Origin of the sequence: Lysinibacillus sp. NPDC056220, assembly GCF_049315265.1 — a bacterium.
In the GTDB taxonomy this organism is placed as follows: domain Bacteria; phylum Bacillota; class Bacilli; order Bacillales_A; family Planococcaceae; genus Lysinibacillus; species Lysinibacillus pinottii.
This window is the reverse complement of the sequence record NZ_JBMOXD010000002.1, coordinates 44599-67049: the sequence shown is the minus strand read 5'-3', so window position 1 is coordinate 67049 and position 22451 is coordinate 44599. Positions and strand designations below refer to the sequence as shown.

The 22451-nt window shown below is 36.5% G+C and carries 16 protein-coding genes and 1 other annotated feature (1 of these 17 running past the window's edge); of the genes, 6 read left to right on the top strand and 10 right to left on the bottom strand.

Going from position 1 to position 22451, the window contains the following annotated elements:
- Positions 1-137: 137 nt before the first annotated feature.
- Both dat and pepV read right to left on the bottom strand, forming a co-directional pair.
- Positions 138-992 carry a D-amino-acid transaminase gene (gene dat / locus ACOZBY_RS05380; RefSeq protein ID WP_012295709.1) on the bottom strand — a complete coding sequence of 285 codons (855 nt, stop codon included), beginning with the start codon at positions 990-992 and terminating at the stop codon, positions 138-140.
- A gap of 27 nt (positions 993-1019) precedes the next feature.
- Positions 1020-2426 carry a dipeptidase PepV gene (pepV, locus tag ACOZBY_RS05375; protein ID WP_422761710.1) on the bottom strand — a complete coding sequence of 469 codons (1407 nt, stop codon included), beginning with the start codon at positions 2424-2426 and terminating at the stop codon, positions 1020-1022.
- A 356-nt stretch (positions 2427-2782) separates the two neighbouring features.
- Here pepV and ACOZBY_RS05370 point away from each other — a divergent pair, with 356 nt between their 5' ends.
- On the top strand, positions 2783-3004 hold the full coding sequence (locus ACOZBY_RS05370) for a DeoR family transcriptional regulator (protein WP_004226074.1): 222 nt from the start codon (positions 2783-2785) through the stop codon (positions 3002-3004).
- 312 nt (positions 3005-3316) lie between these two features.
- Complete coding sequence (locus ACOZBY_RS05365; protein WP_422761707.1) at positions 3317-4486, top strand: MDR family MFS transporter; 1170 nt, start codon at positions 3317-3319, stop codon at positions 4484-4486.
- A 58-nt stretch (positions 4487-4544) separates the two neighbouring features.
- Here ACOZBY_RS05365 and ACOZBY_RS05360 read toward each other — a convergent pair whose 3' ends face one another.
- The 4 genes from ACOZBY_RS05360 to asnB form a co-directional block, all read right to left on the bottom strand.
- Positions 4545-6062: a GGDEF domain-containing protein gene (locus ACOZBY_RS05360; RefSeq protein WP_422761705.1), complete on the bottom strand. Its 1518-nt coding sequence runs from the start codon at positions 6060-6062 to the stop codon at positions 4545-4547.
- 164 nt (positions 6063-6226) lie between these two features.
- Positions 6227-6940 carry a pseudouridine synthase gene (locus tag ACOZBY_RS05355; protein ID WP_422761703.1) on the bottom strand — a complete coding sequence of 238 codons (714 nt, stop codon included), beginning with the start codon at positions 6938-6940 and terminating at the stop codon, positions 6227-6229.
- Between the two features lie 10 nt (positions 6941-6950).
- Positions 6951-8564, bottom strand: a complete 1614-nt coding sequence (locus tag ACOZBY_RS05350; RefSeq protein ID WP_422762172.1) for a putative polysaccharide biosynthesis protein — start codon at positions 8562-8564, stop codon at positions 6951-6953.
- A gap of 269 nt (positions 8565-8833) precedes the next feature.
- Complete coding sequence (asnB, locus tag ACOZBY_RS05345; RefSeq protein ID WP_012295715.1) at positions 8834-10681, bottom strand: asparagine synthase (glutamine-hydrolyzing); 1848 nt, start codon at positions 10679-10681, stop codon at positions 8834-8836.
- 286 nt (positions 10682-10967) lie between these two features.
- Here asnB and ACOZBY_RS05340 point away from each other — a divergent pair, with 286 nt between their 5' ends.
- Positions 10968-12221, top strand: coding sequence for an NAD(P)/FAD-dependent oxidoreductase (locus ACOZBY_RS05340; protein ID WP_012295716.1), 1254 nt, complete (start codon positions 10968-10970; stop codon positions 12219-12221).
- Between the two features lie 40 nt (positions 12222-12261).
- Here the strand turns inward: ACOZBY_RS05340 and ACOZBY_RS05335 are convergent, their stop codons facing one another.
- The 3 genes from ACOZBY_RS05335 to ACOZBY_RS05325 form a co-directional block, all read right to left on the bottom strand.
- Complete coding sequence (locus tag ACOZBY_RS05335) at positions 12262-12954, bottom strand: AIM24 family protein (protein WP_012295717.1); 693 nt, start codon at positions 12952-12954, stop codon at positions 12262-12264.
- Between the two features lie 268 nt (positions 12955-13222).
- Positions 13223-14491, bottom strand: coding sequence for an L-lactate MFS transporter (locus ACOZBY_RS05330; protein WP_422761700.1), 1269 nt, complete (start codon positions 14489-14491; stop codon positions 13223-13225).
- A gap of 762 nt (positions 14492-15253) precedes the next feature.
- A complete protein-coding gene (locus ACOZBY_RS05325; RefSeq protein ID WP_036162327.1) occupies positions 15254-16159 on the bottom strand; it encodes a DMT family transporter in 906 nt (301 codons plus the stop codon).
- A gap of 45 nt (positions 16160-16204) precedes the next feature.
- Here ACOZBY_RS05325 and ACOZBY_RS05320 point away from each other — a divergent pair, with 45 nt between their 5' ends.
- From ACOZBY_RS05320 to ACOZBY_RS05310, 3 genes are all read left to right on the top strand, one after another.
- A complete protein-coding gene (locus ACOZBY_RS05320) occupies positions 16205-16507 on the top strand; it encodes a helix-turn-helix domain-containing protein (RefSeq protein WP_422762170.1) in 303 nt (100 codons plus the stop codon).
- A gap of 4 nt (positions 16508-16511) precedes the next feature.
- Complete coding sequence (locus ACOZBY_RS05315) at positions 16512-17768, top strand: permease (protein WP_422761697.1); 1257 nt, start codon at positions 16512-16514, stop codon at positions 17766-17768.
- A 654-nt stretch (positions 17769-18422) separates the two neighbouring features.
- A complete protein-coding gene (locus ACOZBY_RS05310) occupies positions 18423-19604 on the top strand; it encodes a NupC/NupG family nucleoside CNT transporter (RefSeq protein WP_031416438.1) in 1182 nt (393 codons plus the stop codon).
- A gap of 144 nt (positions 19605-19748) precedes the next feature.
- Here the strand turns inward: ACOZBY_RS05310 and leuS are convergent, their stop codons facing one another.
- Positions 19749-22166: a leucine--tRNA ligase gene (gene leuS / locus ACOZBY_RS05305; RefSeq protein WP_012295731.1), complete on the bottom strand. Its 2418-nt coding sequence runs from the start codon at positions 22164-22166 to the stop codon at positions 19749-19751.
- An 85-nt stretch (positions 22167-22251) separates the two neighbouring features.
- Positions 22252-22451, bottom strand: a binding site (T-box leader); it runs 11 nt beyond the window's last position.

Sequence of the window (22451 nt, the reverse complement as noted above, 5' to 3'; positions counted from 1 at the left end):
ATTACATCGACATTTGCTCTACAAATTTCAATCTGTAAGATTATTCTACTATCCTTTTTATTTTACATGACGAGACCCAACATTACACCCATAAATAAAGAGAACTATCCATACAGATAGTTCTCTACAAGGTTCTTTTATTTGGTATTCATTGAAAGTGGTAATTTCGCTTCAAATGATTGCTGTAATTGACGAGTCCATTCACCGGGAACTCCAGCCCCAATTTGATTGCCGTCCACATCAATGACTGGCGTAACCTCAGAAGATACAGACGACACAATGATTTCATCCATTGTTAGTAAATCAGCTTTCGTCATTGGCTCTTCGATTACTGGTAAATTAATTTCTTCCGCACATTTTAAAATGACTTGACGTGTAATACCATTTAAGATGAAATTATTAGCTGGATGTGTATAAAGTTTTCCATCTTTAATTCCGTAAACATTAGCTGAAGAGCATTCTGTCACGATATCTCCGCGATGTAAGATCGCTTCATAACAACCTTTCTCCGCAGCTTCTTGTTTTGCTAATACTGCACCAAGCAAGTTTAAAGATTTAATGTCACAACGCAACCAACGAATATCCTCAACAAAAGTGGCTTTAACACCTTTTTCAAAGTTTTCATATGCACGTTCACCCGCTTTTACATTTCCAGTTAATACAGCAGGAATACTTGCATCCGGGAAAACGTGATTACGTGAATTAGCCCCACGAGTGATTTGAAAATAAACATGTCCTGTTTCTAGATTATTCTTTTCAATTAGCTCATGTAGTAACTTGTGTAAAACATCTTTTGTATAAGGGATAACAAGGCGAATTTTTTCGGCGCTCGCATAGAAACGATCAATGTGCTCTTGTGCTGTAAACATATTTCCGTTATAAACTTTAATTACTTCATAAATACCGTCACCAAACTGATAACCTCTGTCTTCTGGTGAGATTGCAATAGATCCTTCTTCAACAATTTGATCATTCCATAATGAATATGCCATTTTCCGTTCATCCTTTTCGTCTTTATGTTATTTTTTTCCCGCAAGCTCAACAATTGCTTCCGCATAAATAGCCGCTGCTTTTACAAGATTTTCAATCACTACAAACTCATCCGCCCGATGCGCCACATCCTGCTCCCCAGGGAATAGCATGCCAAAGGCCACGCCTTTTTTCAGCACACGTGCATACGTCCCACCACCTGTAGATAATAACGGTGTTTCTGTATCTCCTGATTGACGTCTATAAATAGCCGCTAATGTTTGGATAAATGGATCATCTGCACTGACATAATGGGGCTTGGAGTCGTCTTGAATATCTAATGAAAATCCTCTTTTTACAACTAAACGTTGAGCCTCCGTAATTTTTTCATCGAATGGATAGGACACAGAATAGCGCATACTAATCACTAAACTGCCACCTTTACTGACATCATAGCTAACAATGCCTGGATTTAATGTTGTCTGACCAGACATCGCATCCTCGAATTGCAACTCAAGCTGATGGCCATAATGATCCTGATAAAAAACATCTGCGATAAAGTCGACAAATTGCTTACTTGACTCAGTCGTCAACTCTTGTTGTAAAAACGCAGCAAGATAAACAGCTGCATTGATTCCTTTTTCTGGTTCCATTGCATGGGCTGCTTTACCTTTGATAGTTATTATATAGCGAGAGTCCTCCATTAATAAAGAGCCATCTAGCTGATTTTTGCTTAAGAATGTTTGAAAATTCTGTTCGAATTCCGCTGAGGCATGCTGAATTGAGGCTTCTGCCAAATCTGGTACCATATTTGGACGCTTTCCTGCATTAAATAATAGTAGTTGTTCTTTCGTTGCATCACCTACTTTATTTTGAGAGAACACAAGCTCTGCAATGCCTTTCTCAGCATTAATGAGCGGGAAATCTGCATCGGGGGCAAAACCGATTGACGGCATTTCCTCCTGTTTGAAATAGTGGTCGACACAGCGGAACCCTGTTTCTTCATCTGTACCAATAATCATTCGCACTCTTTTATCTAATTGAATACCTGCATCCTTGACAAGCTTCATGGCCATCCATGCCGCAACTGTAGGGCCTTTATCATCAATTGCACCACGTGCATACAGCCTACCATCAGCTACAGTACCGCTAAATGGCGGGTATGTCCAATCAGCTTCATCTCCAACTGGAACAACATCAACATGACATAAAATACCTAATAATTCTTCACCTGTACCCATTTCTATATGTCCAGCATAGTTATCAACATTTTTCGTTAGTAACCCTTCTTTTTGGCCTTTCGCAAGTAACCATTCAAGCGCTTGAAGTGGACCTTTACCAAAAGGTACCTCAGTAGTTTTCGTATCCTCATCAAGAACACTATTAATTTGCACAAGCTCCTGTAACTCTTGTACTAATTCATCTTGCCTTTCTTTTGCAGCCTGTAACCAATCCATACCATGTACCTCCTTCAAGTAGTAACATTATTCTACACCTTACAACATATATGACAATCCTCTTTCTGACAACTATTTTCAGTAACTTCTACTGACACTACCACATATAGCATGTTTTTCACGTATTCCCACAAAATACAGTGAAAATTTTATGTTTCTATTGTAAATTTCTCTTGCATTCACTAGAAAATCATGTAGTTTTTCTATATAATGAAGTTATCAGAATAATTGTTCTGACATAAAAATTAGAAAAGGGGATGTCTAAGGCAGCTACTTAATAGCCTAAGTGCACTCCGCACATATTGTCGTCCGCTAGTCTTTGCCAAGAGAATTAAGATGAAGGAGTGGTTCATTTAATGAAACCAACTACTGATCGAATGCTTAATCGTATTAAAGACGTGTACATGTTTATTTTAGACAAAGGAACCGTGTCTACACAGGATTTAGTCGAAGAGTTTAGTATCACTCCTCGCACCGTTCAAAGAGATTTGAACGTGTTAGCCTTTAACGATTTGGTGACGAGTCCAAGTCGAGGCAGATGGACAACGACGAAGAAAAAAGTAAAATTGACGTCTTAGTTTTACGTAGAATGCGTAAAGCATTGTGTATGGAAAAGAATGACCTTTCGTCGGGGTCATTCTTTTTTTGTTGTTAGAAGATTATTAGATAATTTTTATTGTATTGAATCGGCAGGGAAATAAGCTAACAAATTGAACGGTCTTCTACGTAGTAGCTCTGTCTCATTTTTCTCTTTTAAATGAAGTGTAGCTCGTTCAGTCATTTAGTTTATTTCACTGACGTGTATCTCTAGAGATTATTTTGACTATTTACAGTTGCTTAACAATCCGTTAAACTCGAAACATTCTAAATTGTTGAGAGGAGGGCTTTATATGAAACTGTCAAATTTGTTTCATCCATTAGTTTGGATTATTTTAGGTGGAACAGTTTTCACACGGATTGCAAGCTTTATGGCAATGCCTTTTTTAGCTATTTATTTACATAATGAAATTGAAGCCACTCCTTTACAAATTGGATTGACAATTGGTATTGCACCCCTTATTTCCACTGTTGGCGGGTTTTTCGGTGGATATTTAACGGATCGTTTTGGAAGGAAAAGTGTCATTCTAATAACGATTATAGTGTGGAGCCTCGTATTCTTTGGCTTTGCCACTGTCCATACGGTTTGGTTATTTATTCTATTCAACGCCTTGAATGGTCTTTGTCGCTCATTTTTTGAACCTTCCACTCAGGCATTAATGATTGATTTTACACCTGCTGATAAACGGAAAAGACTTTTTTCATTACGTTACACGGCCATTAATATTGCCGCAGTCATTGGTCCAATAATAGGCGTCTATATCTCTCAGTTAGCAAGTCCAAGTATACCTTTTATGCTAACAGGTATTATGTATATAATTTACGCCGTATTTTTATTTTTCGTGTTAAATCGTTATCAAATGCAACAACAAAAAGCTATAACTCAAACAAAAATATTGCATACCTTCACAATCCTTTTAACAAATCGTGTGTTACTTAGCTTTATTTTTGGAGCAATCCTTATCAATATTGGCTACTCTCAATTTGATTCGACATTACCACAAGTTATTGAATTAACCGTTGAAAATGGGACAAAATTGTATTCCCTATTGATTTCACTCAATGCAGCGGTCGTCTTATTATTACAATTGCCTATTAGTATTGTGTCTGAACGATTTTCATCCTCCGCCACTCTATTAGTCGGTATTCTGTTTTTTGCTATCGGACTATTTATGTTTGGGTTCTCTAGCAACTATACACTCTATATCATCGCGATGATTATTTTTACAATTGGCGAAATCTTTGCCTTCCCTACAATGAATGTCATGATTGATGAAATTGCGCCTGACACCCAAAAAGCGACCTACCTTGGCGCTGCACAATTTAAAAATTTAGGGGGCTTTATCGGACCCATTATTGGAGGTTGGCTATTAACGCACTATATGGGTGCCATGTTTGCAATTATTGCCATTCTTGTATTATGTAGCTGTATCTTTTATCGATCTAAAACATCAACACATTAAAAAACGCTCCATATCTATAAAATAGCTCACCTTGCTATCTATAGTATGGGGCGTTTTTTTAAATCTTGGTATCTTCGACCTCTGCCACTTCGACAAAGCTAGAATATTGGTCTTTACCAGCATTTTTCGATTGATAGAGTGCTCGATCTGCTCGTTCAAATAAGCTCATTTCTGAATCTTCGGGATGATGATAGATAGCCCCCCCCATACTCACTGATAGAACGGACCATTTTTGAATGGCATGATCTTCCAATTTGAGAGTCCTTATTTGCGTCAAGATAGCATCTGCTACCTGCTGCATATGATGCTCTGTTGTATCGTACAAAACCATGGCAAATTCATCGCCACCAAATCTTACGACAAATCCGTCTTTTTTCACTACTTTTTTTAGGATTTTGGCTGTTCCAATTAGGATCTGATCGCCTTCCGCATGGCCAAATTGATCATTTACTTGTTTAAAATTATCCAAATCGATTAACAATAGTCCAGGTCTATTTAATTTTCGTTTCTTTAGTAAGCTATCCATTTTTCGAATATAGGTCGCTCGATTATAGACACCTGTTAACGGATCAAAAGTGGCGAGATGGATTGTTTTAGAGAGTATTTTATTGATAACTAACAGCATGACAAAGGCAGTTACTAAAGCAATGGTTAATAAAACCCAAAACTGTTTTGTGTTTTTTTGAAGCGCTTCCATTTTTGTGAAATTAGCATACTTCACATAAACAATTCTGTGGGAAGACTCCCCTCTGACCGTCTCTGCTTCATATGGTAAAAAAAGATGCGTTTCCATATAACCCTGATTAAATGCTTCTTGATACTCGACAGGCTGCATCTTCTTCCTTGCTAGCTCAAAATATTTCTGAAACTGTTCGGTTTGTTCTTGAACGGTTATCCGCTTCGATTTTGAATCATTAAAGAAAACCCCACCAGCACTAATCGTTTGCACTTCTACTAAATCAACATATTTCGCTACCAAATATTCTGAAGTTTTTTCAAAGTTAAAGGTTTGAAAGACTGGGTTTTTCAATAAGTCTATACTTAGTTCAAGTAGATATTTCTTATCATGTGTCGCAAGGTAGGCAAATTTTCGGTATTCTCCTGTCGTTGTGGAAATGTCTATTCCGTCTGTGAAAAATTCTCCACTCGCACGCCGTTCATCCAATAAGGCGGAAAAACGTTGACAGCACTTAGAAAAATTGAAACCTATATCTTTATCAAATGTTGTGTATAACACTGTATTAGTCTGATCTAATATGTATATATCCATATCATGTTTATTTTTCAATTGTTGTAAATCCCATGTAGCAACATTAGGGTTCTCACGATAATAGTTTTTTAAAGCTCTAAGTTCCTGCTCCATTTCGTCTGACATATTTGCATCAAAATATAAGTGCGCATTATCTACAGCTCGCATATCTGTAAGAATATGATTTTCTATTAACACTCTATTTCTGGCTACTTGTTCTTCTATATCGTCAGCTAATATTTGCCTATTTACATACGAAATCACAGCAACAAGTATGACTGCAAAAGCTATTAAAGATAGTAATAATTTAATTCGCAGGTTCTTCATTTATTGGCCCGCCCTCTACTTATTTTCACCATCATTTTTTGGAAATATCTTAGAGAATGATACGTTTCTTCACTATATTAAGATAACACATTACATATTATACAGTTACGGTTATAAGGCTGTATATAAAAATCCCCGATGCTAAGTCAGCACCGAGGAACATGTTAAGGGTTATTTTGTAAGCAGTCTAATTCTTCTACAGTTAGCTCACGATATTCACCTAGCTCCAGTTGATCGTCTAACTTTAGATTCCCCATAGATATACGTTTTAAATAGGTTACGCGTTTCCCTACAGCCTCGAACATTCGCTTCACCTGATGAAACTTGCCCTCCTGAATGGTTAACTCAATCTCAGATTGTGGTGCAGATTTGAGAATGACAAGCTTTCCAGGCTTTGTCATATACCCGTCATCTAGCTCCAAACCATTCGCAAACTTCTCTACGTCCTCTTCCGTTACAACACCTTCAATATGTGCGTAATAAACCTTTGGCACATGTTTTTTAGGAGACAATAAATTATGAGCTAATATGCCATCATTCGTTAATACCAGTAAGCCTTCTGTATCTTTATCGAGTCGGCCAACCGGAAAAGGTTGAAAATGCTGGTCTACTGGCTCCAGTAAGTCAATAACTGTTTCATCTCTTAAATCTTCTGTTGCAGAAATAACACCTGGTGGTTTATTCATCATAAAATAGACAAACTCCGTATAAATGACACGCTCTCCATAGACGGATACATTTTGCTGTTCTGGATCTACATGCATGGCAGCATCCTTGACAGAAGCACCGTCTACTGTGACAGCTTTTTGCTTTAATAGCTGCTTAACTTCCTTGCGCGAGCCATACCCCATATTTGCAAGTAATTTATCTAAACGCATCTTACCACTCCTATTTCATTCCCAGCTTGCTCATAATACGAGTCAACCGTTCACCTAATAGCTTCTGTGCTAAACCTATACGAAGTGACAAGAAGCCGTAGACAGCCACTCCAGCAACTGCACAAATAACTGAGAACAGTAATGCAGAGAATTTACTATCGACAGGACCCATTAGTAATTCTAGTAGCTTATGCACAATCAACACACTGATTGCCATTGCCATCGTCAATAATGCAATTAACAGGACTCGCCGAACGACCATTTCTGATCGATAATTTAATGTTTTACGTAGCACAAGTATATTAATAAGAATTGATACACTATACCCGATAGCAGTTGCTACAATTGCACCATCTGCCTCCAACAAACGAATTAATGGGATATTTAACGCTAGCTTAACGAAAATACCTGATAATAAGCTGAAAACAATCCATTTTTGAAAATCAATTCCCTGTAATAGGGCTGCTGTGACTTGGAATAACGCAAATAAAATGGCCACAGGTGCATAATGGGCTAAAATCATCGCACCCATTTCACTTTCGGAATAAAGCATAAAGTAAATCTCATTTGCTAACAGAGAAATACCAACCACTGCTGGCAATGTAATGAAGATTAAAATTTGATAGGTTTTATCCATCGCATGACGCAAGGATAAATATTCACCCTGTGTGTAATATTTTGTAATGGTTGGGACAAGTGCCATCGAAAAACCTGTTGCTAGCATGACAGGAATGATAACTACCTTATGTGTCATAAAGTTAATCATCGATAAATAGGTATCTGTCACCTCAGCCAAGCCAATAGATGTCATGGCCCCGTTAAAAGTAAGCATATCGACTAATTGGAATAGTGGATTGGCTACACCTACAAACACCATTGGTATGGAGTAGGTAATAACTTCTTTATAAATATTGGACATTGGCAGCTGTGTAGAGGTTACACTTTGACTGCGTAGTAAGTTAAATTCAGGCTGATATTTTTTCCAATAATAATATAGAACACCTAAGCCACCAATTGCTCCGATAAAGGCTGCAAATACGGCAAAGGAAATGGCTGTCTCAGGTTTACCTTTGAACACAACAACCACGATAAAGGAACCACCTAGTAACACGACAATTCGCACAATTTGCTCCACTAATTGTGATACAGCGGTAGGCTCCATTTTGTCATAGCCTTGGAAGAAACCTCGCCAAAGACTCATAAATGGTACAACGATTAAGGCAAAACTAACCCATCTTATAACCGATGCAATCTGATCTACTGTAAAAACTTGTTCTTCACTCTTAATAACCAATCCCGCAATAGGCGTAGCAAGGAAGAAGAGTGCAATAAATGCTGCAAAACCGGTCATCATCATAATGATTATGCCCGATTTCATCAGTTTACGACCTGATTGATAGTCCCCCATTGCATTGTATTTAGAAACAAATTTAGAGACGGCAATGGGCGCACCTGAAATGGCAATTGCCAGCATAATAGAATAAGGGATGTATGCATACTGATAGAGCGCGATATTTTTCTCTCCAACAATTGCATAAAACGGGAAAATATAAATTAATCCGAGCACCTTCGATAAAAACATCCCCAATGTTAATATCGCAGTACCTTTCATTAAATTGGACATCATACCCATCCATTCATTGTAAAATCAATATTATAGAAATACTCAAAAGCTGACCTATAAATCTTTTTATTATTTTTTGAAGTAACAACATACAAGCGCTATAGCATGTATGTTTCATAAGTAAACCAACTGTAATCTTAACATATTTATAGGAAATGAGACGCATAAAAACAACAAAAAGTTCATTTAAAAGTATACTTGATGAAAAAAGACCTGAAAATAATCGGTGAGGATTACAAAAACCCCACCGATTAAAGCTCATTTCATTATTACATGTCCACAAAGAACTTTTTATACCATACTAGGAATACATAGGCTGTCCAAATATAACGGCCACGGTTTGCTTTTCCTTCATAGTGTTCATCTAGATAGCCAACCAATTGTTTTGTATCAAAGAATTCATTGGCAAAGTCAGTTGTAAACATTTCTTTTACCATATTGTAGTATTTCTCTTCACGCAACCAGTGGCGAATTGGCACTGGGAAGCCTAACTTTGGACGTTTTGCCCATTCTTCTGGTAATTCTTGATGTGCAGCTTGGCGTAGAACATATTTTGTATCAATGTCGTTGACACGATATTGAGATGGAATATTTTTAGCTAATTCCATAACTTCTTTATCTAAGAATGGTACACGTAATTCAATCGAATGCGCCATACTCATCTTGTCAGCTTTTAATAAAATATCTCCTGGCATCCAAAGATTTAAATCTAAGTATTGCATTTTCGTCACATCATCTTCGCCTGGTACTTCGTCATAAATACGTTTTGTAATCGATTTTACAGATGGTGCATTTTTATAGTCAGGCTTTAAAACATTAATCGCATCTACTTCATCCCAAACTACTGCTTCTCCTATAAAGCGTTCTTCTACCGTTTGACCACCTTTAATGAGGAAGTTAGTATATTGGCTTTTAGGTAGAGCTTCTGCTATTCCCCGTAACGTTTTACGAACACCCCATGGAAGTTTTTCATATTTTTGCATTCTTCCTGAGTTTTGATACCAAGAGTAGCCACCAAAAATTTCATCCGCTCCTTCACCTGATAGGACAACTGTTACATCTTTAGAGGCTAGCTCTGAAAGGAAGTACAGTGGTACAGAAGAAGGATTCGATTGCGGCTCATCCATATGCCATTGGATTTTCGGAAGAGCTTCAAAGCACTCGTCTGCTGTAATATATTTACGTTCATTTTGAATATTTAGTGTATCCGATAAATCTTTTGCGAGGTTCGTTTCATTAAACATATCTTCATAATCAGCAAACCCAACTGAGAATGATTTATCGGGACGCAATAATGAAGTAATATAACTTGAGTCAATACCCCCCGATAAGAAAGAACCAACTTTTACATCACTGATTTTATGTGCCTCTACTGATTCTTTAACAGTTGTACGAATTTCTTCAATGTATTTTTCAATGGAAGCTTCTTTTGCATGGAATTTTTTATCCCAATATTGCACAATTTGCTTTTTGCCATTTTGAATAAGCATATAGTGTGCTGGTGGTAATTTAAAGACCCCTTTAAAGAAGGTCTCATCCATCGAAGAATATTGGAATGTTAAATAAGGACGTAATGCCTTTTTATTTAATTCTTTAATAAATGAAGGATGTGGTAAAAATGATTTAATTTCAGAACCAAAAATAAACGTACCGTCTGTTGTATGTTCAGAGTAATACAATGGTTTAATGCCAAAGCCATCACGAGCAATGAATTGTAAATCATTCTTTTTATCCCAAATACAGAAAGCAAACATACCACGTAGCTTTTTCACAAAATCTACACCGTATTCTACATAACCATAAATAATAACTTCACTATCTGATTGCGTTTTAAAGGTATGTCCTTTTTCAATCAGATCTGCACGTAGCTCTTGGAAATTAAAAATTTCTCCATTAAATACAAGCACAATATTGCCGTCTTCACTATATAGTGGTTGATTCGCTACATCCGATAAATCAATAATACTTAATCGTCTGAATCCTAACGTTACTGTATCGTCACTATGAATACCACCACTATCTGGCCCGCGGTGAATAATTGTATTCATCATATTTTCAATTGTTTGATGATGATCAATCACATTTGTTCCATTAATATAACCTATAAATCCGCACATTCTATTTTCACCTCATAATTTAGTGCATAACCTTTACCATAATAGCATGAAAAGACATTCATTTCATGCTGACAATGCTAATAAAGGAAACTTTCATCGATATAATTGTATAATAAAATTTATTGTGTTTCATTCTACTATAAAATCCCCTTCTACACGAGGGAAGGGATAAAGAATTATAAAACACTTTGCTAATATTTTCAATGTCAAAGAAGCCCCTCCTCTATATAGACTTCATGTATAATAGGAAAGATTCCTAAATTGAAAAGAAAGTGAGTTTCTAACTATGTATGATGTAATCGTGATCGGTGGTGGCCCATCTGGTTTAATGGCGGCGATTGCTGCTGGAGAGCGGAAAAAGAAAGTTTTATTGTTAGAAAAAGGTGCAAAACTTGGCAAAAAATTAGCCATTTCTGGCGGCGGGCGCTGTAATGTGACCAATCGTTTGCCTGTTGAAGAAATAGTAAAACATATACCTGGTAATGGCCGTTTCCTTTATAGTCCTTTTACCGTTTATAATAATGAAGATATTATCGCATTTTTTGAAGGGCTTGGTGTGTCTTTAAAAGAAGAGGATCATGGTAGAATGTTTCCGGTATCTAACCGAGCACAAGATGTTGTCGATGCGCTAATTCGTCAGCTTCAACGTTTACATGTTGAAGTTCGTTTACACACAGCCGTTAACAAGCTTGTTATGGATGAAGAAAAAATTTTGGGTGTGCGCCTTGCAGATGGCTCAGAAATTCGTAGCCAAGCCGTCATTGTGGCCGTTGGTGGCAAGGCTGTCCCACAAACAGGCTCTACAGGTGATGGCTATCCATGGGCAGAACGGGCTGGCCATACAATCACAACATTATTCCCAACAGAAGTCCCTGTCATATCGAAAGAGGACTTTATTTTATCACGTGAACTACAGGGTCTTGCATTGCGTGATGTTGCTGTCTCTGTGCTAAATAAAAAAGGTAAGGTACTCGTTACCCATCAAATGGATATGCTCTTTACGCACTTTGGCTTAAGCGGTCCTGCCGTTTTACGCTGTAGCCAATTCGTTGTGAAAGAATTAATGAAAACAGGCTACGAGCCCGTGACAATGCGTATACAAACATTAACTAATTATAATGAAGAAACATGTCTCCAATATTTAAATAAGTTGATTAAAGAAGATCCGAAAAAGGCTGTGAAAAATGCTTGGAAAGGTATTGCTCCTGAACGTTGGCTATTATTTTTATGTGAACGGGCCAATATCGATGTACAATTAACGGGGGCTGAATTATCCCAAGATAAAATTCGTCACCTAGCGCGTTTACTCGTTAACTTCACATTGACGGTAAGTGGCACACAATCACTTGATAAAGCATTTGTTACGGGCGGTGGTGTCTCCGTAAAAGAAATTGAACCAAAAACAATGGCTTCAAAGAGAAAAGAAGGATTATTCTTCTGTGGTGAAATTCTAGATATTCACGGCTATACAGGGGGATATAATATTACCTCAGCCTTAGTAACAGGACGCATTGCAGGTATGCACGCTGCATTAAAATAATAGAAGAAAAGCGTGTCCGGACAAAACGGACACGCTTTTTTTAGCTTTCACTAGACATATATACTTCCTCAAATGGTTGGATAATGACAAAGCCCTCACCCGAAAACGCCATCTGGATTGATTCGCCACTCCCACGACCGATAAATGTACGGAAGCTGATATCTGTTTTAAACTCAGGTGTTAAATTACCTGACCACGCAACCGTAGCATGTGGATCAGTATATACCGTTTCGCCAGGTTTTACTAATAAGGTTAATGGTTCGAAATGTGTTGTAATCGCTACTTTTCCTGTACCTTGTAACGTTACATTAAATAAGCCACCTGACATGATGCCAGCCATTTTTCGCATTAAACGTATATCCCAGTTGATGCTAGGCTCAAATGCGAGCAGATCATTACCATTAACGCAGAGACTGTCATTTTTCAAATCGAAGACGGTTACTTTCTTGCCTTGATCTGCTAAATAAAGTCTACCCTTCCCGCTCGCTTTCATCAATTGTGTACCTTCACCTGTTAAAGCCTTCTTAAACATCTTACCAAGTCCGTGCTCCAACACGCGCTCACGTTCGAATTTAATGTCTCCTGTATAGGAAATCATTGCGCCCATTTTGGACCATACTTCACCGTTTAAATTTACCTCTAATACACGCTCAGTTTCCAATTCAAAATAATCATTTTCTAGATCATCCTGCTGTGTTTTTTGAACAAATTCATCTAAAGAAAATTTCCCCATAGTAAATCCCTCCCTAAATACTTTATATACGATTACCCTTGAGAAAAGATTCAAATTTTAGCTGTTTATCCCTTATCTCCTCTTTCGTTACAAATTTTCTCTTTTAATAAAGAAATCTTTTTATTTCCAGTAATGGTATTGACATCAGAAATGCACTGTTATACATTAAATAAGTAATTGAATATTGTTATATAACAACAAAAGCAAAAAAATAACTATATAAGTGCCACGTGCGAAATGACACCTATACAGTTATCCCAAAAATATATTATTGAGTAGCGGAAACGTCTCCAACATTTTGTGCCGCTTTTAAAGCTGTTTGTTTACGTACATCTGCACGTAATGTTAATGAAATGATTAATGAAGCAGCGATTAAACCTGCAAATACATAGAATACAGGAATATAGCTTCCATAAGCATTTTTAATTGTGCTTACTAACAACGGTCCGAAAATACCACCCAATGACCAAGTTGTTAATAAATACCCATGAATAACACCCAGTTGCTTTGTTCCAAATAAATCACTTGCAAAAGCAGGTAAATTTGAGAACCCTCCACCATAGCAACTAACTACTAAGAAAATAAGTGCTTGGAAAATAATTACGTTTGTTGTATGTGGTAAAACGATAAATGTGATTAGCTGTGCTGTAAAGAAAATAACAAAAACATTTGAACGCCCAATATAATCAGACACAGCCGCCCAGATTAAACGACCACCACCATTAAATAACCCCATGATTCCTACCATCGCTGCTGCTCCTGCGACTGATAGCCCAACAATTTCCTGCGCCATTGGTGAGGCAACAGATATCATCATAATTCCTGCTGTAACATTAACTAAATGCATAGACCATAGCATCCAGAAATGCTTTGTTTTGACAGCCTCACGTGCTGACATAACTGCTAAATCTTTCTTTACTACTCCTTTGCCGTTATCGGCTGCTGCCTTCATATTAGCTGGCATATAACCAGGCTTAGGCGGCGCTATATATGAAGCCCCTAAAATCATTAACGTGAAATAACTTGCACCTAAAATAAAGTATGTTGTAGAGATGCCAACTGCCTCCATTAAGTTGGCTGCCACCGGTGCAGTAATCAGGGCACCAGATCCAAACCCAAGTACGGCCATCCCTGTTGCTAGACCTCGTCGATCTGGGAACCATTTTACAAGCGTTGATACTGGCGCAATATAACCAATCCCCATACCTAATCCACTTAGTACACCATATGTTAACCAGTACAACACGACAGAATCCATTGAAATCGCTACACCTGCACCAGCTTGTCCTGCTCCAAATAAGACAGCTGCTACCATCGCCGATTTACGTGGTCCCATTTTCTCTACTAAACTACCAAATAATGCAGCTGAAAACCCAGCAAGCCCCATCATAATGGTAAAGGCAACCGTTACCTTTGTTTCACTCCATCCCATTTCTGTGACAATCGGTAGCTTGTATACACTGTATGCATAGGCTCCACCGATTGAAAGGTGAATAGCGATTGCAGATAATGCAATTAACCATCTATTTTTATTCATAAATTCTCATTTCTCCCCTCTTTTGCTACCTGTGAAAATTCTATGAACGTCCATGTAAAACAATTTACCACTTAGAATTATTCAAATGCAAGATGTTTTTCTAAAAAATATTATTTCTCCAAAAAGTATTTTGTTTTCCCATTAGTGTATTTCATCACATAACCCTTACAGTCTCTAAGCAGAACAGCGTTTATCCTACAAAAAACATTACACCATTTAGCTATTATTACTTTTCTACTCTATTTTATAAATAACTATTAATTATATTAAGATAATTATTTTTGTGCATATTTTCACATTCACTAGATGTATACGTCTCTTTTCACCATTTCTAACAGTACCTCTCTATCACTTAAAACGAAGCAGACGCTAAAGATATAATGTAGAAATTTTTAGAATAAGAGAGAAATTTACAATAGAAACGAACAAAATTTTCATCATTAAAAATAACCTTAAAAATATAATAACGACTGTTTTTTTACTTATATTTGTAAAATGATATTTTTATAACAATACATGGAATGTATAATTTTTAAATCACTTTCAATATCTCTACATTTTTATTATTCAAATATATATTTTTTCAACTTAAAGTTGAACACTCAACACTCTGTAACAGAATCATTCGCTTCTATCAGGTGACAAACATGCCAGAACAAGACCCTTTTTTAAGACATATTATTTTTTCAAAAAAACAATATATACAGAAAAAAACAGCATGCTAGAAACATTTCCAACATACTGTACGGAAAAAAAGATTGTTTAAGTTATTTTTCTTTTCATAAAAAGTAAAGTTCTTATTTCCTTATAGTAAATACATAGTAGAATTCCTAGTAAAATCAATAAGGAGCCGTATATTTGGACACTTGTAGGAAATTGCTTTAAAAAAATTGCACTTAATAGCATTGCGATAGCTGGCTCAAAATTCAATAATAGCGAAGCATTCGTTGAGCCAATCTCCTTCATTTTTTGATTCCATAATAAATTACTAATCCCATGAATAATAACCGCTGATAAAATGAGTAGAATCCAATAAGGGTATGCTACTTGCCAATTTGTTTGTGTCCACATTGTAAACGAAAATGGTACAAGCACTAGCAAACCGATTAAGTTTGTATAGAAGGTGATGGACTGAGCTGACAATTTCAGACTGAGATGATTCACAATAATAAGGAATAAGGCAAAGCTTAGCATCGTTATTAAACTTAGCACCTCCCCCTTCCCTATAGAAATGGTGATGAGGGCTCCCTTAGTAATGATGAGGCCAACTCCTACGAACGAAATGATTGCACCTAACCAAAATATACCGTTTCGTGATTCCTGATACATCATTTTATTAAGCAAAGACGTGACAATCGGTGCGCAGGCTAAAATTAAAGCCGCGGTAATAGGAGAGGTATGCTGAAGACTTGCGTAAAAGCTAAAGTGATTGATGGAAACACCTAGTATCCCTGCAATGATTAGTAATAGGAGGTCATTGCGTGTTAATCTTGTACGAATAATAGCCTTCCAACTAATGCAGCCTAAAAATAGGACAATGACAATTAATCTAAAAATGGCAACCATGATCGGAGACCAATGTTCAATTAAAATAGAGCCAATAATAAAGTTACTGGCCCAAAAAAATACACAGCTAAATAAAATCATATAGATTGTTAGTTGCTTCATATTTATCACACCTGTATATAAGAGACCTGTAAACAGCTTTCCTATATTCATGAAAACTATCATGAAAAACTGAGTTTAAATATTATTGCCGAAAAAATCCATTTGAATCCTAGTTATTTAAGCCGTAAGTTTTTGGAGGAGCAATCCATCGGCATTAATGAATATATTAATAATTATCGCCTAGAGATGGCCGTGAAGAAAATAGGTGAAAATCTGGATGCTAGTATGTCAGCAATTGCTGAGAGCTGTGGTTTTAATAGCCAGCACTATTTTAGTGTAGCTTTTAAGAAAAAATATAATCAATCACCTCGTCAATACAAAACATCTAAAACGAGTAAAGGTAATTGAAGGTATGTTAAAAAAATTTTCATTGCTTGTACCATTTGCTAGTTTAAGCACAGCAGCAGGTGTCATCATACTTTTAGCTAGATGGATTAATGGTAATTTATTATTGTCCTCTCCTTCTGCCCTTATTTCTTATGGCTTTATGGCGGGCATTTGTTATACATTCGCAACAGCTATATCTTTTATGGTACTGGGTTCATTATTAAAAAAGAGTGATTACACACAAAATCAGCATACACAAAGCTTTTTACTCTTTACGATACAAAAAAAATTGAGTGGAATGAATTTAAAAGTCATACGATTTTTTTACCTTCTGACAGGCATCGAACTCTGGTTAATTCAATTAATAAGTATTAGTGTGCTCTCAGAAATTATGTTAACGATACCGGTCCCCATAACACTATTTTTATTTTTGATGGGGATGTTACTGCTGGACCGCATTATGTCTGTGAAAAGTATATTGTGGCTAGAGATTTTATTTATTATCTCTCTATTTTCTTTACTTATTTTTATACCCATTTATTATTTTATCCAAAATGGGGCTAGCACCGTTTATGAAGGTATTCGCTTATATCACCCTTATTTATTTTACTTTAAAAATAGCGAAATCCTGCTGTTCTATGTCATCATTCAACTAGCCGTCTTAGGACAAGTTCTTTTTGATAAATCAACATGGTATTTAATCGCTTTTATTAAACCTAAAAAGGTACGTCGTAGCCTATTTTCATCAGGTGTGATTTTAGCTTTATTAACGCTATCCTTTACAGCTATTTTAATGATTGCTTTATATAGTGGCTCATTTGGTCAGTTCCAAGTTCTAATTTTTACGTTTTTATATGAAGTACAGCCAGGGTTTTTGACATTTGCTTTCCTTGTTATTGCACTGTTGGCCGTTGTTACAACCCTCCTTGTAGATTTGCGAGCAACCAAACGATTTTTTGTGAAGAAAAGACCCTACTACTTTTATTTAATAGGTCTACTAGGCATCTTATTTACCTTTTTCTTATCTGTAGATTTAACGATTTTAGGAGTTATTTATTCTTTCGCATTTCTACATATTACCATGCTACCATTTATGTTCATTCTTTTATTTACAAATCGTCATATCCATAAATATACCTGGCTTGTCATACTGTTATCCATCATTATAGGAATCGGTGTTGGTTTAATCTTCAATGCTCTTTACGGATTAGCAACTAGCATGATGATTTCTAGTATTTATCTATTAATGCTTCAGACTGAAACGGAAGATAAAAACGCCTGAACTCCCAAAATAGCGGGTTCAGGCATTTGTTTTACATTTATATACGTCTTTTAAAGAGAATCTTTGCTCGATGTAATCCCAGTTGACATAGTAGGTGAAATCTATATTTTGAACAATTTCTGTAGCTAATCGTTCAGTCCTTTACATACTCGTAAATAATTTTCTTTATGCTCCTCTTCCTCTAAATGCTTCCACCCTAACACCTCCTTATTGGTGGTTCCCTTAAAAGAAATATCATTTCAAAGTATACTTTTAATTCAAACGATGGACATAATATTTCAAAAACATCACACAATAAAATGGGAATCGACGTTTGTAGGAGATTCCCACTATTAAATTTATGTTAACAACTTTAAGCAAGACAAAGTTTTGTATTCATCCATTCAGGGAAATCATCATTTAAGAAAGTCTAAAAAAAATATGATTTAGTTGTTTTGATACTGGATTTTTCCTTCTTGTATGCCGAGTCGCATACTTTTTTTCTTTTAGCTCTTGAATAGCTAGTTAAAAAACTGTTATAGTGAGATTGTTTGTCTGACGTCTGACAAATTAAAATCTTTGGCTGCTCTGAAATTTTTTAGAAAAACATAATGAGCGAAAGAGCATTTGTTGTCTTGGAATCAAACGCCCTAAATTATACTTATGGAGGAATTTATGAAATACTTAATATCCCTTTGTGGATTGTTACTTGTTTTTGGCTTAGCTCTGTTAATGAGTAAAAACAAAAAAGAAATAAAATATAAATATATATTGATTATGTTAATCATCCAATTTATATTAGCAGCTTTACTATTAAATACAACGTTTGGTTATGTACTAATTAAAGGAATAACAAATGTATTTGATCATTTATTATCCTACGCAAATACAGGTATATCATTTGTTTTTGGTGGTATAGCGAATGAAGGAGAATCCCCATTCTTCTTAGGTGTCTTATTACCAATTGTTTTTATATCTGTGTTAATTGGGATTTTACAGCATTTCAAAATCCTTCCTTTCCTTATGAGATGGATCGGCTATTTTTTAAGTAAAGTAAGTGGCATGGGAAAATTAGAGTCCTATAATGCTGTTGCTTCGGCAATGGTAGGTCAATCTGAGGTTTTCATTACAGTTAAAAAACAACTAGACAAGGTTACTCCTCAGCGTATGTATACATTATGTGCATCAGCGATGTCGACCGTCTCTATGTCAGTTGTTGGCGCGTATATGACAATGATTGAGCCTAAGTATGTCGTAACGGCGATTGTTTTAAACTTATTTGGTGGTTTTATAATTGTTTCCATCATTAATCCTTATACTGTCAAAGAAGAGGAAGATATATTAACCATTGAAGACGAACAAAAGCAAGCTTTCTTCCAAATGCTTGGTGAATATATTATGGATGGCTTTAAGGTAGCCATCATTGTTGGAGCGATGCTTATCGGTTTCGTAGCATTAATGGATTTAATCAATTCATTGTTTGATATGATTATCGGTGTTTCTTTCCAAGAAATATTAGGCTATATTTTTGCACCAATAGCTTTCTTAATGGGTATCCCATGGGCAGACGCTGTTTCAGCTGGAGGAATAATGGCCACTAAATTAGTAACGAATGAATTTGTTGCTATGATCAACCTTGGCGATGTCTCAGAGTCCATGAGTGAACGTACACTAGGCATTATTTCGGTATTCCTTGTATCCTTTGCCAACTTTTCATCCATTGGTATTATTTCAGGAGCAGTTAAAGGGTTAAATGAAAGACAAGGAAATGTTGTTGCACGATTTGGCTTAAAATTGCTTTACGGAGCGACACTTGTAAGTATTTTAACGGCAATAATTGTTGGCTTGATTATTTAAGTTGAAAGTCATTTTGTTATTTAAACTGCACCTACATCTATCTGTTGGTGCAGTTTTTTATAACATTAGGACTTTCTCTAACATAAAAAATGTACATCACTAAAATTTAATTTAGTCATGTACATCTTTATTAGTTATATCAATTTATTTAACGACAATATTGACAAGTTTGCCTGGAATAACGATGACTTTTACTAAGTCCTTTCCTGCCATATATTCTTGTACTTTTTCATCAGCAAGTGCTACTTTTTCAATGTCTTCTTTTGAAGCATCTTTAGCTACGACAATTTTTGCACGAACTTTACCAGCAACCTGCACTGCTACTTCTACTTCATCATCTACAAGTTTCGACTCATCATATGTTGGCCATTGCTCATAAGAAAGTGTTCCTTCATGACCTAATAAGTTCCATAGCTCTTCTGCGATATGCGGCGCAATTGGTGCTAGCATTTTAACAAAGCCTTCCGCATAAGCTGTTGGGATGACTTCAGCTTTATAACAATCATTGATAAATACCATCATTTGTGAAATAGCCGTGTTAAAGCGGATACCTTCATAATCCTCTGTCACTTTTTTCACTGTTTGATGATATGATTTTTCTAGTGTTTTATCGTCAGACACTTGAATTTTCGCTGAGATCGTTCCATCCTCTTCATTGACAAGTAGACGCCAAATACGGTCTAAGAAGCGACGTGCCCCATCTAAACCATTTGTAGACCAAGCTACAGAAGCCTCAAGTGGTCCCATAAACATTTCATATAGACGCAATGTATCTGAACCATGTGACTCAATGATTTCATCTGGATTCACGACATTGCCCTTAGATTTAGACATTTTTTCATTACCTTCACCAAGAATCATACCTTGGTTAAATAATTTTTGGAAAGGCTCTTTCGTGTGAACAACACCTAAATCATATAGAACTTTATGCCAGAAGCGAGCGTATAGTAAATGTAGTACAGCGTGCTCAGCCCCACCAATATAAATATCAACTGGTAGCCATCGTTTTAGCAATTCTGGATCTGCAATTGCTTCTGTATTAGTAGGATCGATATAGCGTAGGAAGTACCAGCTAGAACCTGCCCATTGCGGCATTGTATTTGTTTCACGACGGCCTTTTTTACCTGTCGCTGGATCTACAACGTTTACCCATTCAGCAATATTTGCTAATGGTGACTCACCAGTACCCGATGGACGAATATTATCTGTTTTCGGAAGCATTAATGGTAGCTCCTCTTCTGGAACAGGAGTGATGGTACCATCTTCCCAATGAATCATTGGAATCGGTTCACCCCAGTAACGTTGACGAGAGAATAACCAGTCACGTAGACGATAGGAAATTTTCTTCTCTCCTACGCCTTTTTCCTCTAACCATTCAATTGCTTTAGCAATACCCTCTACTTTATTTAAGCCATTTAGGAAATCAGAGTTAATATGTTGCCCATCACCTGTAAACGCTTCTTTACTGATGTCCCCACCTTCAAGTACAGGAACAATGTCTAAGCTAAATGCTGATGCAAATTCATAGTCTCGTTCATCATGTGCAGGAACTGCCATAATAGCACCTGTTCCATAAGACACTAACACATAGTCTGCAATCCAAATCGGTACTTTTTTACCGTTAATCGGATTTACTGCATAGGCACCTGTAAATACGCCTGTTTTTTCTTTCGCTAAATCTGTACGCTCAAGATCAGATTTCATTTTAACCTTTTCTAAATAATCCTCGACTGCTTGGCGTTGTTCAACTGTAGTAATTTGTTCTACTAATTTATGTTCAGGTGCAAGCACGCAATATGTAGCACCAAATAATGTATCAGGACGTGTTGTAAATACCGTGAAGTTTTCATCTGTGCCATCAATACCAAATGTTACTTCTGCACCTTCCGAACGACCAATCCAGTTACGCTGCATATCTTTAATAGACTCTGGCCAATCAACTTCCTCTAAGTCATCAATTAAACGATCTGCATATGCAGTAATTTTAAGCATCCATTGCTTCATTGGTCGACGTTCTACTGGATGCCCACCACGCTCTGATTTGCCATCAATTACTTCTTCATTCGCCAATACCGTACCAAGTGCTGGACACCAGTTAACAGCTACTTCATCCACATAAGCTAAACCTTTTTTATATAGCTGAATAAAAATCCATTGTGTCCATTTATAATACGCTGGATCAGTCGTGTTAATTTCACGATCCCAATCATAACTAAAGCCTAGCTCTTGAATTTGGCGTTTAAAGGTCGCAATATTTTTCGCTGTAAATTCTGCGGGATCATTTCCTGTATCAAGTGCATATTGCTCCGCTGGTAAACCAAATGCATCCCAGCCCATTGGATGTAATACATTGTAGCCTTGCATACGTTTAAAGCGAGATAGAATATCTGTCGCCGTATATCCTTCTGGATGTCCTACGTGCAAGCCTGCGCCAGATGGATATGGGAACATATCTAGTGCAAAGAATTTAGGCTTTTCTGTTTCATTTTCAGTTTTAAATGTTTTGTTATCAGCCCAATATTGCTGCCACTTTTTTTCAATTTGTTGATGATTAAAACTCATTTTTTTTCCTCCTTCAATGAATCTGCTGTTCTCCGTTAGAATTGACAAAATATTTAAAAAATAAAAAAACTCGCCCCTTCCTTATAGAAGGGACGAGAGAATTAGCACTCCCGCGGTACCACCCAAATTAGTGATTACACTCGGCTTAAGCTTCCTTAACGCGGAAGAAACGACACGCGCTATTTCACGCGGGCAGACTCAGTAGGCGAGTTCGATTTGCTTTCCTACTAGCTCTCACCAGCCGCTAGCTCTCTAAAAAGAACCACAAATCTACTATTCCTCATC